Annotated in this window: 8 protein-coding genes and 1 riboswitch; of the genes, 3 read left to right on the top strand and 5 right to left on the bottom strand. The window is 44.8% G+C overall.

The window, feature by feature from the left end; all coding sequences use genetic code 11:
- Window positions 1–154: 154 nt before the first annotated feature.
- Entirely contained in the window at window positions 155–1909 is a 1755-nt protein-coding gene (locus AC1ECB_RS20395) for a peptidase G2 autoproteolytic cleavage domain-containing protein (protein WP_485665501.1), read from the bottom strand.
- Between the two features lie 76 nt (window positions 1910–1985).
- The gene (locus tag AC1ECB_RS20390; RefSeq protein WP_485665500.1) at window positions 1986–4436 is read right to left on the bottom strand and encodes a glycosyltransferase; all 2451 of its coding nucleotides are present in this window, start codon (window positions 4434–4436) and stop codon (window positions 1986–1988) included.
- Between the two features lie 352 nt (window positions 4437–4788).
- On the opposite strand from AC1ECB_RS20390, the gene AC1ECB_RS20385 reads away from it, so the two are divergent.
- Window positions 4789–5937 carry a glycosyltransferase gene (locus AC1ECB_RS20385; protein ID WP_485665499.1) on the top strand — a complete coding sequence of 383 codons (1149 nt, stop codon included), beginning with the start codon at window positions 4789–4791 and terminating at the stop codon, window positions 5935–5937.
- Between the two features lie 69 nt (window positions 5938–6006).
- Here AC1ECB_RS20385 and AC1ECB_RS20380 read toward each other — a convergent pair whose 3' ends face one another.
- The 3 genes from AC1ECB_RS20380 to gmd (AC1ECB_RS20370) form a co-directional block, all read right to left on the bottom strand.
- Window positions 6007–8172: a peptidase G2 autoproteolytic cleavage domain-containing protein gene (locus tag AC1ECB_RS20380; RefSeq protein ID WP_485665498.1), complete on the bottom strand. Its 2166-nt coding sequence runs from the start codon at window positions 8170–8172 to the stop codon at window positions 6007–6009.
- Between the two features lie 172 nt (window positions 8173–8344).
- Window positions 8345–9406 (bottom strand): GDP-mannose 4,6-dehydratase, encoded by a 1062-nt coding sequence (gmd, locus tag AC1ECB_RS20375; protein ID WP_485665497.1) that lies wholly within the window; start codon window positions 9404–9406, stop codon window positions 8345–8347.
- Between the two features lie 63 nt (window positions 9407–9469).
- Window positions 9470–10558, bottom strand: coding sequence for a GDP-mannose 4,6-dehydratase (gmd, locus tag AC1ECB_RS20370; protein ID WP_485665496.1), 1089 nt, complete (start codon window positions 10556–10558; stop codon window positions 9470–9472).
- A gap of 294 nt (window positions 10559–10852) precedes the next feature.
- On the opposite strand from gmd (AC1ECB_RS20370), the gene AC1ECB_RS20365 reads away from it, so the two are divergent.
- Both AC1ECB_RS20365 and fdhF read left to right on the top strand, forming a co-directional pair.
- Window positions 10853–11626, top strand: coding sequence for a class I SAM-dependent methyltransferase (locus AC1ECB_RS20365; protein ID WP_485665495.1), 774 nt, complete (start codon window positions 10853–10855; stop codon window positions 11624–11626).
- Between the two features lie 507 nt (window positions 11627–12133).
- Window positions 12134–12252: riboswitch (molybdenum cofactor riboswitch) on the top strand.
- 299 nt (window positions 12253–12551) lie between these two features.
- Window positions 12552–15239: a formate dehydrogenase subunit alpha gene (gene fdhF / locus AC1ECB_RS20360; protein ID WP_485665494.1), complete on the top strand. Its 2688-nt coding sequence runs from the start codon at window positions 12552–12554 to the stop codon at window positions 15237–15239.
- The last annotated feature ends 35 nt before the right edge of the window (window positions 15240–15274 follow it).

Below are 15274 nucleotides of genomic sequence, written 5' to 3'. Positions count from 1 at the left end.
CTAAATTTGTTATAGAATTTTGGCCTACTTTTATAGACGGAAAGAGGCTGAGAGTGGTTCCGTACCCCCAGCCTACTTTACCTTGTTCAAGATTGATAAGTTACTCCACTGGCAAGCTAAAAGCGTACACGTAAGGGCAGTGTATTATCGATTATCAACGAAACATTATCAGAATCTGAGTGTCGCTTACGCGTTTCAGCACCCGGTACCCGTTAAGCGAGGCAGTGGCAATTCCGCCGTTGCCAACGCTGCAGTAACCATTGACCTGGCAGGTGCCGTCGTGCCGCACCAGTATCTGCCCCAAAAGACCTACCGGCACCCATTCGGTCCGCCGCAGGCGGGGGATATACGTCAGGGTACTGTCCCAGTCCGGGTTCAATACCGGCCTTATTTCTGTGTGTTCGGGGATGATCACATTGCCTGCGTCGTCGGTTTCTGCCGGTATAACAACTTCCTCTTTCTGAATCCGTCCCCATTCGTCTGTAAGATATTTGTCCTTCCAGCGCAATTCCCCGCTGTTAGCCAGCACGGAATAGTTGATGCTGGTTACCCCCAAAATATAGTCGTCAGGCTCAGCTTCCCGGATTTTTTCGCCGTCCAGTGTGACAAAATACCCGGGAGCGATCGTCTGGCCGTCAATCGTCTCGAACATTTCTGCGTAGTCGGCACCGCCGGTAAACCACGTGCCGTCAATATAGCCGTTAGTCAGACCTGTGTACGGAGAATCAGCAGAGGAATCTACGCCAATAATTTTGGCACCTAAGCCCATGAGCTCATCAGGACCGGTACCGTTGGCCAGGAACCAGGAATATGGAGCATCTGCCGCACCGTACTGACCCATAATATGAGCGCCGGTAAAAGAGAGCGTATTCGTATTAAAACCCTCCGCATGGGAGTTAAGGGCATCGGCAATAGTGAATCCGCCTTCTGCGTGGGAACGGATACCACTGGAAGTTGTGCTTTGGCCTTCGGCGTGCGAATATGTGCCACTGGCTAGTGTTAAAAGGCCTTCGGAGTGGGCCCCATGACCGCTAACGTTATCCACACCCGCTGTTGTGCTAAACCCTTCGGCATGGGAACCCGCGGACAGAGCTGTTGTGCCAATCCCTTCGGCATGGGAACCCAAGGCCAGAGCATTAGTGAATCCGCCTTCTGTGTGGGAATACCCGCCCGAGGCATTTGTGGTGTTTCCCTCGGCATGAGCCCCTAGACCGTTCTCGTTATCCACACCCGCCGTCGTGCCAAACCCTTCGGCATGGGAACCCGCGGCCAGAGCTGTTGTGCTTCCGCCTTCTGCGTGGGAAGCCTGACCGCTGGCTGTTGTGGTGTTTCCCTCAGCATGGGAGGCCTCACCGCTGGCTATTGCGTTTCCGCCTTCTGCGTGGGAAGCCTCACCGCTGGCTGTTGCGTTTTCGCCTTCCGCGTGGGAAGCCTCACCGCTGGCCTCAGTGACATATCCTTCTACGTGGCTATAATTGCCGATCGATATCGTTTGGTAGCCTTCGGCATGAGAAGCCTGACCGCTGGCATTTGTTTCTGATCCTTCGGCATGGGTGGCACTGCCGCTGGCCGTCGTGAACCAGCCTTCGGCGTGGGCCGCCGTATTATTGGCTGTTGAGCTATACCCTTCGGCATGAGACCAGTAGCCGCTGGCTGCAGTGCTTTCCCCTTCGGCATGGGCAGCCAGACCTTGAGTTGTTGTTCCTGATCCTTCGGCATGAGAAGCATTGCCGTTAGCTATCGTAGCCCAACCTTCGGCATGAGCTGCGCTGCCGTCCGTTTCATTTATGCCGGCTACTGTAACAGACCCCTCGGCATGAGAGGCAAAGCTGTTTGCAGTTGTATTGAAACCTTCTGTGTGTGAAAAGGAGCCACCCCGGAGCATCGGGGTGTTTTCTGTGGTAGACATTTTAATCCCTCCTAAAGTCATGTCTATTTCAGTATATGTTACATAATCTTGGAGTGACACTGCTGTTGCCTTGATTTTATCTACCGCTTTCCCCACAAGATGAGGTACTCGTTAACAAGAAGTTTGTAACCATATTCTCAATACGATGATCGGCTTCGAACTTTTCTCGCGCTTTTATTGAGAGGCTTCTCAGCATCTCAGGTGTTCTCATAATTGTATCCAGCACTATCTCGATCGACGCACTTATTCCATTTTCGTTAAGCACGAGCTCATTGTCCAGCCCGAATCCGCTTTGGCGGTTTGTTATAATAGGTCGCCCTAGCGAAAGAGCACGCACTAGAGCATGACTCATGTGTACTCGCTCTTGCTTTCGACAAGCGACGACGGTATCAGCCGCCACTAACAAGGTGTCAAAGTCCATTTCGTCATGAGAGTTTTCGAAGATCAGTCTATTCTTTAAGTTTTTTGCAATGAAATGTTTGTTAATTTGTCCAAAAGTCTCCTGATCAACAATTTTACCGCTGAGCAGGAAGAAGATGCGCCGGGATACTGCTGTAATGTTGCGTGTTTTTTCAATGTAGGCTGCAATTCCCTCGGCAATTTCTGCAAGGTATTTGACTTTCACAATCGAACCGAAGGCACCAATTAGAACATCGTGCTCCTGTATACCATGAGAACGCCTCCAGCTTCGCGCTGCCCGGACCAGCTGTGGAATGGCCCGGTCATCAATACCCATGGGAATGTATTTTATTGACGAAACAAACGTAGTATTTATTCCGATCTCTTCTCCCAGGCATTTCTCAACCAGGGGTGAATGTGAAATTAAATGGCTGCCTTTTTCCCTCAGCCAGGCTGAACTAAAAGCTTGCTCTATCGGCATAAAGTTTTCCAGATTAGTTAAGCCTCCCGCGGTTGCGGCTTGTATGCGCGGAATTAAAGCACTGTCTAAACCGATGGTATAAGTAGTAAATAACTCACTAAATTTTCCTGAACAATAGAAATAGTACACTAAACCAAACAGGTAAACCAAATCGTGAGCAACGACAATATCGGAAGCTTTACCGAATTTCTGGAGCAATTCCACCCCAAAGCCAAGGCTATCTGAGATTGCCAGATTATAAATAACAGGATTATCAAAGTCGGGGATATCGAGAGCAAACGATTTGTAACTTTTGATCCGAACATTCGGATAAGCCGGCAGCTTTTTAGCGTTCGTGTCTGCGGTATAGAAAAGTACTTGTTTATCAACACCTGCCGGAATAGCAGAAGAATAGTCAGCAACACCGCAAAAGATAGCAGGTGTATTGCTGACAACCCGTACGGCCATGTCATTTCTCCAGGCCGAAAAACGGTTGACTGCATCTTCACAAGCTTTAGTAAGAATACGGGGAGCCTGTTCCCAATGTGATTTAAAAAAACTGCGCAGTTTACTATAATATTCTGACCTGGCTGGTGTGGTCATAAATTGCAGGAAGCTAGCTTCATCTAGCTTCCTGCTTTGTGATGAGTGAAGAAAACAAGCACCGGTGAAGTCGCCTCCCGTCTCTAAGATTTCTCTGTTCATTGGTATATTGATCGCGAAAACCTTTGCTTCCAGAAACAATGCCTCCAGGAAGGGTATTCCGAAGCCCTCATCGACAGATAGATGAGCAACAAGTTTTGAATTCATCTGTAACCGCAGCTTTTCAGCCTCTGTGATTGCACAGTCTACGTTAAACAGACCAGCGCTGGTAATCTGTTTGATAGCCTTGTACTGGTCCTTAGTTGGCGTAGTAATATTGACAGGTTCACCTGCTATTTCGGAGGCTTGTTTTAGTAATGCAAGAGCTTGCGTAGTATTTTTTGACCTATGCGAGCCTAGGATTGAAAATATGTCGTGCCGCAGAGTCTTGTCTGAGGCACAGGGGACTTGATACTCCGGTGACAGGTTTGGGTATATAACCGTAATTCGTTCCCTGTCCAATCCGAGATAGCGCACTAGGTGCTCTTTCACGGTTGCAGAAATTGTGATAACCCCATCAGCCTTACGCAGCCGGTCCAGACTATTGTGGTAACATTCAACCAGTACGGGAGAGCGTAGATAATAGGACGGGTATCGTAACGGTATAAGATCATAGGCGATACAGAGTGTGGCGCAGTGCGTAATATCAAATCGTGCCGGTAGAATGAAGGGCGTAGCATCAACATATATCGCGAAGTTGAAATCTCTGGCAGCTTTTTCGATTTCATAAGATGAAATGTGAATGTCTTCTTTGCCAAATTGATTTGGAATAATATTGATACAATGAGAGAAAGAACATTTTGTAAGAAGGGGATCATCTTCAGCTAGACGGCTATTGGCGTATAAAATCAAACATATAACATGGCCGGAGGCATGAAAATAGTCGATTAATGCACGTACATACCTACCCATGCCGCGATCAGCAGCCTCTGTACTAAAAACGCGCCCGTCAATTCCGATAATATGCCGGTTCTTGTGTGGGCTGCCGAAAGCGGTTTTGTCAATTACCATATTATCTTTCGACATATAATCAGTTCCTTTACCTAAAAATGGACGATTGTATTAGGAAGCGGGATACGAGGGGTACTGGGCACCAGGTGAAACTCTGGTACATTGCAGTATATGCGTTAATTACAAAAGCGTGCGAATAAGTGCCATTGTCCAGGGAAAGCCGGTTCCCAGTATTCACAGGTTTTTCAAATATGAATAATATATATAAGAATATAAACATTTGAATACTGTGAGTCGGTAAAAAAAATATGACAACCTTACGGTTGTCGAATAGAGAGGAAAAGGACTAGATAAAATGCGAGAAAAGGATCAGTATTTTCCTAGTAAAAAATATGTAAATCAAATTTCTGCTCCTGGACGAGAGATAATGGAAGCACATAAAAGTCTTACTGATATAAAGCGCGTGTTATTTATGGATGATCGTGTTCCTTTGAAAAATTTAGGAGCCGGTTATCCAAGAGCTAAAAGAATCTTACAGACAATCACCGAAAATGGCTGGTTTATTACTTTTTATCCATTATACCAACCTAATCTAGTAGATGATTGGCAGGATATTTATGAAGCTATTCCTGACACGATTGAGGTTATACGGGGGTATGGCATAAATAAACTGGAACGCTTCCTGACAGACCGGGCTGGTTATTATGATGTTTTATTTATTAGCCGGCCACCAAATATGATGAAAATAAATAAATTGTATAACAAAAGCCCGGGTTTATTTTCCGGACTAAAAATAATCTATGATGCCGAAGCAATTTGGTCAATCAGGGAGATTCAGAGGTTAAAAATACAAAGAAAGTCAATACCGGAAAAGGTAGCGGCCAAATGCATTGACAATGAATTGGCATTGGCTAAGGTCTCACATACCATTCTAGCTGTATCTAATCAAGAAGCACAGTATTTCAGAAATGCCGGATATAATGATGTCCATGTTTTAGGTCATGCATTAGCGGCTAACCCAACGCTTAAAAATTTTGAAGAACGAAAGGATATGTTGTTTGTAGGATGTCTGGAGGAAGACGGCTCGCCTAATGTTGATTCGGTGATGTGGTTTACAAGCGAAGTGTTACCGTTGATCAACGCCGTCCGCAAGGAACGGGTTAAGTTATATTTAATAGGTAAAAATGGAGCAAAAGCGCTCAGAAAAATTAATTCTCCTGACGTAGTTCTGTTAGGCACTATTGATGACCTTACAGACTGGTATAATAATTGCCGGATTTTTATTGCGCCGACGAGATTTGCAGCAGGCATTCCTCTCAAAGTACTTGAAGCTTCTGCGCATGGAATTCCTGTTGTGGTAACACCTATTTTAGCAAAGCAGCTGAGCTGGCGGCATGAACAAGAGGTTCTGGTTGGGGATACAGCAGCAGAGTTTGCCGAGCAGTGCAGGCGTCTGTATACTGATAAAGAGCTTTGGCAACAGCTTAGAGAAAAAGCTATCAATCGGATTGTCACGGAATATGATATTGTTCACTTTGCAAATTACCTGGACAAAGTTTTGAATAGGGCTCGATAAACTATAGTTTATCGAGCCCTAAAAAGGTGATCTGAAAAGCTGCACGTAAGGTCAGTGTATTATCGATTATCAGCGGAACATTATCAGAATCTGCGTGTCGCTTACGCGTTCCAGTACCCGGTACCCATTTGGCGCAGCAGTGGCAATTCCGCCGCTGCCGGCGCTGCAATAGTCATTAACCTGGCAGGTGCCGTCGTGCCGTACCAGGATCTGCCCTAGTAAACCTACCGGCACCCATTCAGGCCGCTGCAGGCGGGGGATATACGTCTGGGTATTGTCCCAGGCCGGGTTCAGTACCGGTCTTATTTCTGTGTGCTCGGGGATGATTATATTGCCAGTGTTATCTGTCTCTGCCGGTATGACAACTTCCTCTTTCTGGATCCGTCCCCATTCGTCGGTAAGATATTTGTCCTTCCAGTGCAATTCCCCGCTGTTAGCCAGCACGGAATAGTTGATGCTGGTTACTCCCAGAATATAGTCTCCAGGTTCAGCTTTCCGGATTTTTTTGCCGTCCAGTGTGACAAAATATCCGGGAGTGATCGTCTGACCGTCGGTCGTCTCAAACGTTTCCGCGTAGTCGGCACCGCCGGTAAACCATGTACCGTCAATATAGCCGTTAGTTAGACCTGTGTACGGAGCAGCAGCAGAGGAATCTGAGCCAATAATTTTCGCACCTATACCCATATTATCAGATCCGGTACCGTTGGCCAGGTACCAGGAAAATGCAGTAACTGCTTCACCATACTGCCCCATAATATGAGCGCCAACATTATTGGCTATTGTGCCTATGCCTTCGGCGTGAGAAGCTGGTCCGCTGGCAAGAGTGTTGATTCCTTCAGCGTGAGAAGCTTGACCCAATGCGCCAGTGTTTTCTGCACCTATGCCTTCGGCGTGAGAAGCGTTACCGCTGGCGGTAGTGCTTTGGCCTTCTGCATGTGAAGCCGGGCCGTTGGCATGAGTGGCGTTTCCCTCGGCATGGGCGGCTGTCGCAGCGCTAGCGACGCTCGTGCCTATGCCTTCTGCGTGCGAAGCCGTAGCGTCGGCTGTTGTGGTGTTTCCTTCGGCATGTGAAGCCATACCGCTGGCGGTAGAGCCTTGGCCTTCGGCGTGAGAAGCTTGACCCAATGCGCCAGTGTTTTCTGCACCCTGGCCTTCGGCGTGAGAAGCCATACCGCTGGCAGTCGTGCCTTGGCCTTCGGCGTGGGAAGCCTCATTGCTGGCAGTCGTGCCTTGGCCTTCGGCGTGAGAAGCATTATTGCCAGCTGTTGTGTTGTACCCCTCGGCATGCGAGGCATTACCGCTGGCGGCAGTGCTAAGGCCTTCGGCGTGGGAATAATTGCCGCTGGCCACTGTTGTATTGCCTTCGGCGTGAGCCCCTAGACCGTTATCGTTATCCACTCCCGCTGTTGTGCCAATTCCCTCGGCATGAGATCCCCGCGCCAAGGCCTTGGTAATTTTTGTTCGATCAGCCGTATCATAAGTTCCTTCGGCATGGGAGGAGTTTCCGCTAGCTACAGTATAATCGCCTTCGACATGGGAAGCATAACCGGCGGCTGTTGTTTGGTAACCTTCTGCATGTGAAGCTTCGCCGCTCGCTGTTGTGGTGTTTCCCTCAGCATGGGAGGCTGCGCCGCCGGCAGTTGAGACTAGGCCCTCGGCATGAGCGCCCTCACCATGGTTTTCATCGATTCCCGCGGTCGTGGCCAACCCCTCGGCATGTGATCCTCTGGACAAAGCACGGGTACCGATAACAGGTGCACCGGCTCGTGGCAATGAGGTAGAGCCTTCGGCGTGAGAGCCGGAACCGCTGGCCAAGGCGTTCAGTCCTTCGGCATGGGCAGCCTGACCTCCGGCTGTTGTTTCTGCTCCTTCAGCATGGGCGGCATTGCCGCTGGCCGTCGTGAACCAGCCTTCTGCGTGGGCCGCCGTATTATTGGCTGTTGAGCTATATCCTTCCGCATGAGACCAGTAGCCACTGGCTGCGGTACTTTCCCCTTCGGCATGGGCAGCCAACCCTCCCGTTGTTGTTCCTGATCCTTCGGCATGGGAAGCACAGCCACTGGCCGTCGTAGCCCAGCCTTCGGCATGAGCCGCGTTGCCTTCCGTTTCGTTTACGCCGGCCACTGTAACACACCCCTCGGCATGAGAGGCAAAGCTGTTTGCAGTTGTGTTAAAACCTTCTGTGTGTGCAAAAGAGCCATTCCGGAGCATGGGAATGTATGTTGAAGTTGACAATTTTAATCCCTCCTAAGTAGTGTCTACTTCAATATATGTTACATAATCTTGGGATGACACTGGCTGTAGCTTTTGGTTTATCTACTGCTTTTGGATCAAGTGCAATTACTCGTTAACAAGAAAGTCCACAACCATATTCTACCTTTCCCGCTCCAGTCGCTAACCCTGAAATTCAATTATTTTTGCATAACAAATCCCGTTGTGCATTTTTTAGATCTTCTGCAACCATCATACTCACAAGGTTTTCGAAGCTTGTCTCCGATGTCCAGTCTAAGTTCGCTCTTGCTTTGGCCGGATCACCTAGTAAAAGATATACTTCATTTGGTCTAAAATAGCGAGGGTCTATATGGACAAGTTCCTTGCCGCTAGCCGGCTCTATTCCCTTCTCTTCCAAACCGGTGCCACGCCATACAATAGTAATGCCGGCATTTTTAAACGCTAACTCTACGAATTCTCGTACCGAATGAGCCTTGCCTGTGGCAATAACATAATCCTCCGGCTGCTCTTGCTGAAGCATCAGCCACATAGCTTTTACATAGTCACCGGCATAGCCCCAGTCTCGTTTGGCATCAAGATTTCCAAGATATAAGCTTTCTTGTGAGCCAAGCTTAATGCGTGCTGCTGCCCTGGTGATTTTACGGGTTACAAAGGACTCGCCGCGGATAGGGGACTCATGATTAAATAAAATACCATTACATGCGTATATCCCGTAAGCTTCCCGATAATTAACTGTTATCCAGTAACTGTATATTTTAGCTGCGGCATATAGACTACGAGGATAAAAAGGTGTCGTCTCCTTTTGCGGCGTTACTTGCACCTTGCCAAATAACTCACTAGTGGATGCTTGAAAAAAACGGGTTTTTGCTGTCAATCCGAGGATTCGGATGGCCTCAAGTAGTCTTAAGGTGCCGATAGCATCAGCATTAGCTATATCTTCTGGTGTTTCAGATGAAACTTGTACGTGACTTTGCGCAGCTAGGTTGTAAATTTCATCAGGTTGAACTTGTTGAATGATACGAATTAAATTTATAGAATCGGTGAGATTACCATAATGAAGAGAAAAACGAATATCAGTATCGTTAATGCCGTTATATACGTGATTAGTCCGATCTGTGCTAAATTGAGAGCTTCTGCGTTTTATTCCATGCACATAATATCCTTTATCTAACAGAAGCTTAGCTAAGTAAGCTCCATCCTGGCCAGTGATACCGGTAATTAACGCAACCTTTTGCACAAAATACCTCCTTTCTTTTTTACTCGACAGGAGTAACTTCATACTTTGCTGATAGCACTGTTCTTACTCGCTCCAATTACTAACTTTGAAACCGTTTCTCTTGCATAATAAATCCCGCTCGGCATTTTTTAGATCTTCAGTAACCATCATACTTACAAGCTTTTCGAAGCTGGTTTCCGATGTCCAGCCTAATTTTTCTTTTGCTTTGGTCGGATCACCTAGTAAAAGATTCACTTCGGCTGGTCTAAAATAGCGAGGGTCTATATGGACAAGTTCCTTGCCGCTAGCCGGATCGATTCCTTTTTCTTCTAATCCGGTGCCACGCCATACAATAGTAATGCCGGCATTTTTAAACGCTAACTCTACAAACTCTCGTACCGAATGAGACTTGCCTGTGGCAATAACATAATCCTCCGGCTGCTCTTGTTGAAGCATCAGCCACATAGCTTTTACATAGTCACCGGCATAGCCCCAGTCTCGCTTGGCATCAAGATTACCAAGATATAAGCTTTCTTGTGAGCCAAGTTTAATGCGTGCTGCTGCCTTGGTGATTTTACGGGTTACAAAGGACTCGCCGCGGATAGGGGATTCATGATTAAATAAAATACCATTACATGCGTATATCCCGTGAGCTTCCCGATAGTTTACTGTTATCCAGTAAGCGTAAATTTTAGCGACGGCATATGGACTACGCGGATAAAAAGGGGTCGTCTCTTTTTGGGGTGTTTCTTGTACCTTCCCAAATAACTCACTAGTGGATGCTTGATATATCCGGGTCTTTGTTGTTAATCCGAGGATTCGAATGGCCTCGAGTAGCCTTAAAGTTCCAACAGCATCGGCATTAGCTGTATATTCCGGAGTTTCAAATGAAACTTGGACGTGACTTTGCGCAGCCAGGTTGTAAATTTCATCAGGTTGAACTTGTTGAATGATACGAATTAAATTTGTAGAGTCGGTAAGATCACCATAGTGGAGAAAAAAACGAATATCATTTTCGTGAATGTCTTTATATAAATGATCAATCCGATCAGTATTAGACTGAGAGCTTCTGCGTTTTATTCCATGTACATAATATCCTTTAGTTAACAAAAACTCAGCCAGGTAAGCTCCATCCTGCCCAGTGATTCCGGTAATCAACGCAACCTTTTGCACAAAATACCTCCCTTCTTTTTCTAGGAGTAGGACTAATACGGCCGCATTAGTAATAAAGTCATTACTCCACTAAAAGTAATTTCATTTATACTATATGATTTAGGCTAAGTGAGTGTTACATAGCAAGAGAGCGTATAAAGATAACAACTGAATTACATAAACATAATGCCAAAAGCCCCACGCTATCCGGGGCTTTTGGCATTATGTTTATTTACCATTGTTACATATCGATCTAGGTATGAATACTATAAAATGTATAGTTGCCCCAATGTTGATGATGGAGGATGTTTAGTAGTGAAAGATTATTCATTGTATAGTGGCGAGCGCCAAACTGGCGTAACACTTGATGAAATTAGGTATGACCATTTAGCAAGATATATTTTTGCTGGTGAAACAATTAGAAAAATTAAAAAGAGAAGTTTATCAATTTTAGATGTATTTACAGGGACAGGATATGGTGCTTTTCATTTAGGGAATAGCTTAAAAGGCACAGTGGTTGTTTATGGTATAGACGGTTCTAGAGAGGCAATTGATTTCGCAAATGAGCATTATATTCTACCTAATATTTTTTTTTGCTACAAATTATTTCCGTTTGTTCTTCCTACTCAAGCGTATGATGCGATTACATGCTTTGAATCATTAGAACACGTAGAGGATGACGATAGTTTACTAGAGGAAATAATTAAAAGTATCAAGCCAAGCGGCTTGTTATTTATATCGACTCCTAATGAAGCAATTCAATCACTTGACAAAAATCCTAACAAATTTCATATCAGGCATTATCTTCATAAGCATGCAATAGAGAAAATCACTCAAAAAGGGATGGATTTATTATCATGGTATGGACAAAATGTTTATACATTTGTAGATGGATATACTCAGGGAACACTACTTTCAAATCAAGAGATGGATTTGAAAAAAGATGTAGAAGGGCAATTTACTATTTATCTATTTCAAAAGATATCTAAAAAATTTGCGGGAAGAAGAGTTATTTCTACTGCCGGTATGCCAATAAGAGGTAGCGAATCAGTAAGATGCACTTGCAGTTATTTAAATAAGGATAGGTGAAAAAAGAAAACAAACACTACAGCAGTAACTAAATAATAGCTACCAGCATACTATACATTGAATAAACCCCTATATGGATAGCTAAGCTGAAGGAGGGAATATAAAATGGGATTTGGTTTTGGCGGTTGTGGTAGCCATGGCCGTGGTGGAAGTTCGTGGGTTGTGATCATCATCATCATAATTTTACTGTTATGCTGCTGCGGTGATGACGATAGTTTAAGCTGTTAAGCCTATATTTAATTAAGTCAATACTTACAAATAAAAGCTGTCGCACTAAGTAACTTAGTGTGGCAGCTTTTTCTTTGGCGAATTGTCAAGCTATTAATGATATCCTGGCGTTATTTTGGACTAGAATTCAAAATATTTGTATTTATTTTCACATAATATGCAGGAATTTTAAAAATTATATTGAATATTTACAAAAAGAATATAAATAAAAATAATATAATCAATATAAAAAATATATATATAGAAAAATAATATAACAAATATAAATAAAATATATGGAAATGCGGATACCTCCGAGTTGTCTTATCTAAACTTGCAAGAGCATGATTTGATGACCGCAGGGGTAGTGGGAAACTGTTACGCCTCCCGTTGGTAAAGGAGTGTTATTGTAATTTCCAGGAGCAACCCTACCTTTATGTCTATCCTGTAAAGTTATACTTTATAAACGTATACAAGCAGGTGGCAGTAGTGGTATTTTTCACTATGCGTGGAGAATATTCCTGGATAATTACTTAATAGTTAGGCTCCTTGCTGCGGGTGGTTTTTGTTTGCCTATTTTACCTACTGTCTATAGGAGCCTTATGGAAGGTCAAATCTCTTTCAAAGTTCGAATAACTTGCTTTATCTCACTAGGGCACTTGTACACTCTAGGAGATATGCAATTATTATATAAATTTTAAGGAGAGTGATATCTATAATGGAAATGATTTCCATTACTGTCGATGGTCAGACAGTGCAAACATGTAAGGGGTCCACGATTTTAGAAGCTTCGCGTGAAGCGGGTGTTACCATTCCAACTTTATGTCATCTCGCCGATTTAACTCCGGAAGGGTCATGCCGGGTATGTGTTGTTGAAGTTGAAGGCGCACGGGGATTAGTTACGGCCTGTACTTATCCTGTAGCCGAAGGAATGATTGTGCGCACTAATACTCCTGCTATTCGTGAAGCGAGAAAAAGTGTCATCGAACTGATGCTGGCAAATCATCCCCAAGAATGTCTTTCCTGCCAGCGTAATCTGGATTGTGAATTGCAAGCTTTAGCAAGCGCATTTGGTGTTAGACAAATTAAAGCTGAAGGCGAACGACGCCAATTTGCCATTGATGACAGCAACCCTTTCATCATTAGGGACAGCAATAAGTGTATCCTGTGTGGACGCTGTGTACGTGTTTGTAAGGAAATGCAGTGTTGTAACACGTTAGAGTGGACTGAACGTGGTTTTAATACCAAGGTAGCGCCAGCTTTTGATACCGATATGATTGACTCTTCCAATTGTGTATTTTGCGGCACTTGCGTATCTGCTTGCCCAGTAGGTGCTTTAACAGAAAAGCCAATGAACGGCGTAGGGAAGCCGGATAAAAAGGTTAAAACAACCTGTCCTTTCTGCGGCGTTGGTTGCAATTATGATCTAAATGTCAAAGACGGTAAATTAATTGGCGTGACTTCCAACCTGACAAGTGTGGTCAATGGACGACTAACCTGTGTAAAAGGACGTTTTGGAACCGATTATGTTCATAGTCCTGAGCGTTTGACCACACCGTTAATAAAGAAAAATGGCGAATTCGTGGAAGCATCCTGGGAGGAAGCGCTTGATTTAATTTCTACTAAATTTAAGGAAATAAAAAATACGTATGGCAGCGATGCGCTGGCGGCTGTCAGTTCAGCCCGGTGTGTAAATGAAGAAAACTATATCATGCAAAAGTTTATGCGCGCAGTTATTGGTACGAACAATGTTGATCATTGCGCCCGTATCTGCCACGCTCCTACTGTGGCCGGTCTGGCAGCTTCATTTGGTTCTGGCGCAATGACCAACTCTATTAATGAAGCGCCTCAATGTAAAGTGATATTTTTGATCGGCGGTAATCCTACAGAAGCTCACCCGGTGATTGGCGCTAAAATACGTCAAGCTCTGCGTAACGGTGCTACATTGATTGTTGCCGACCCACGCAGGATCGAACTGGCAGGTAAAGCCCATGTGTGGATGCAACTAAGGCCAGGTACGGATATAGCTCTTATTAATGGCATGATGCGTATTATTCTCAAAGCTGGTTGGCATGATCAGAATTTTATTAATTCTTGTACAACTGATTTTGATAAAATGGCAGATGTCCTTGAGAAATATACCCCGGAATATGTGGAAGATATAACTGGTGTGCCGAAGCATTTACTGATGGAGGCAGCCAAAATTTATGCAACTGCTGAACGGGCATCCATATTCTATACACTTGGTATTACCGAACATATTTGTGGTACTGATAACGTTATGAGCTTGGCTAACTTAGCCATGTTAACTGGCAATGTGGGTAAACTTTATTCAGGTGTAAACCCGATGCGTGGACAGAATAATGTACAGGGTTCTTGTGATATGGGGGCTTTACCTAATGTTTATTCCGGTTATCAGTCCGTCACAAATGCAGCAGTACGGGAAAAATTTGAAAAAGCATGGGGTGTAAAATTGTCAGATAAAGTCGGTCTGATGATGCCTGATATGTTTGATGCCTCTATTGCTGGTAAACTGAAAGCTATGTATGTTATGGGGGAAGACCCGATACGGTCGGATGGCGATGCCCACCATGTACGAAAAGGTTTTGAGCATCTTGAATTTCTGGTAGTGCAAAACATTTTTATGACTGAGACGGGAAAATTGGCTGATGTCATACTTCCAGCAGCTTCTTTTGCTGAAAAAGATGGCTCATTCACCAACTGTGAACGCCGTGTGCAGCGAGTTCGCCAAGCAATTGAGCCTATCGGCAACAGTCGCCCTGACTGGCAAATTATAAGAGACTTGTCAAACAAAATGGGATATCCGATGTCCTACAGCCACCCCAGTGAAATTATGGATGAAATGGCTTCATTAAGTCCGATGTTCGCCGGTCTGTCCTTTGAGCGTATTGATGAGAACGGATTGCAATGGCCAGTACCGGATAAAGAACATCCGGGCAGTCAGTATCTCCATGTCGATGGCAAATTTGCCTGTGGGAAAGGTGTGTTTAAAGCTATCGAACATCAGCCGCCTGCTGAATTGCCAGATGCTGAATATCCTTTCATGCTTACTACGGGACGTATTCTTTATCATTATTGTTTAACTACGGCTGGTTATTCCAAACATCTGACAGAATACCGCCCTGAAGAACGTGCTATGATTCATCCTGATGATGCGAAACGTCTAAATATTGCTGATCAGGATTTTATCACAGTCACATCGCGCAGAGGTACAGTACAAGCTAGAGCTTGGGTAACTACTGACGTATTGCCTGGTGGAATCTGGATGTCTTTCCATTACCACGCATGTCCTACTAATGAGGTCACCATGGGTTGCGGTGATAAAGTTACAAAAACTTATGAATATAAAGTATGTGCGGTAAAAGTTGAAAAAACTGCAGTGTAATAATACAGTTAAGCCCCAGCGTGGGATATGATCCT

This window comes from Sporomusa sp. 246TCP1 (assembly GCF_057319775.1).
This window is presented reverse-complemented; position numbering and strand designations above follow the sequence as displayed.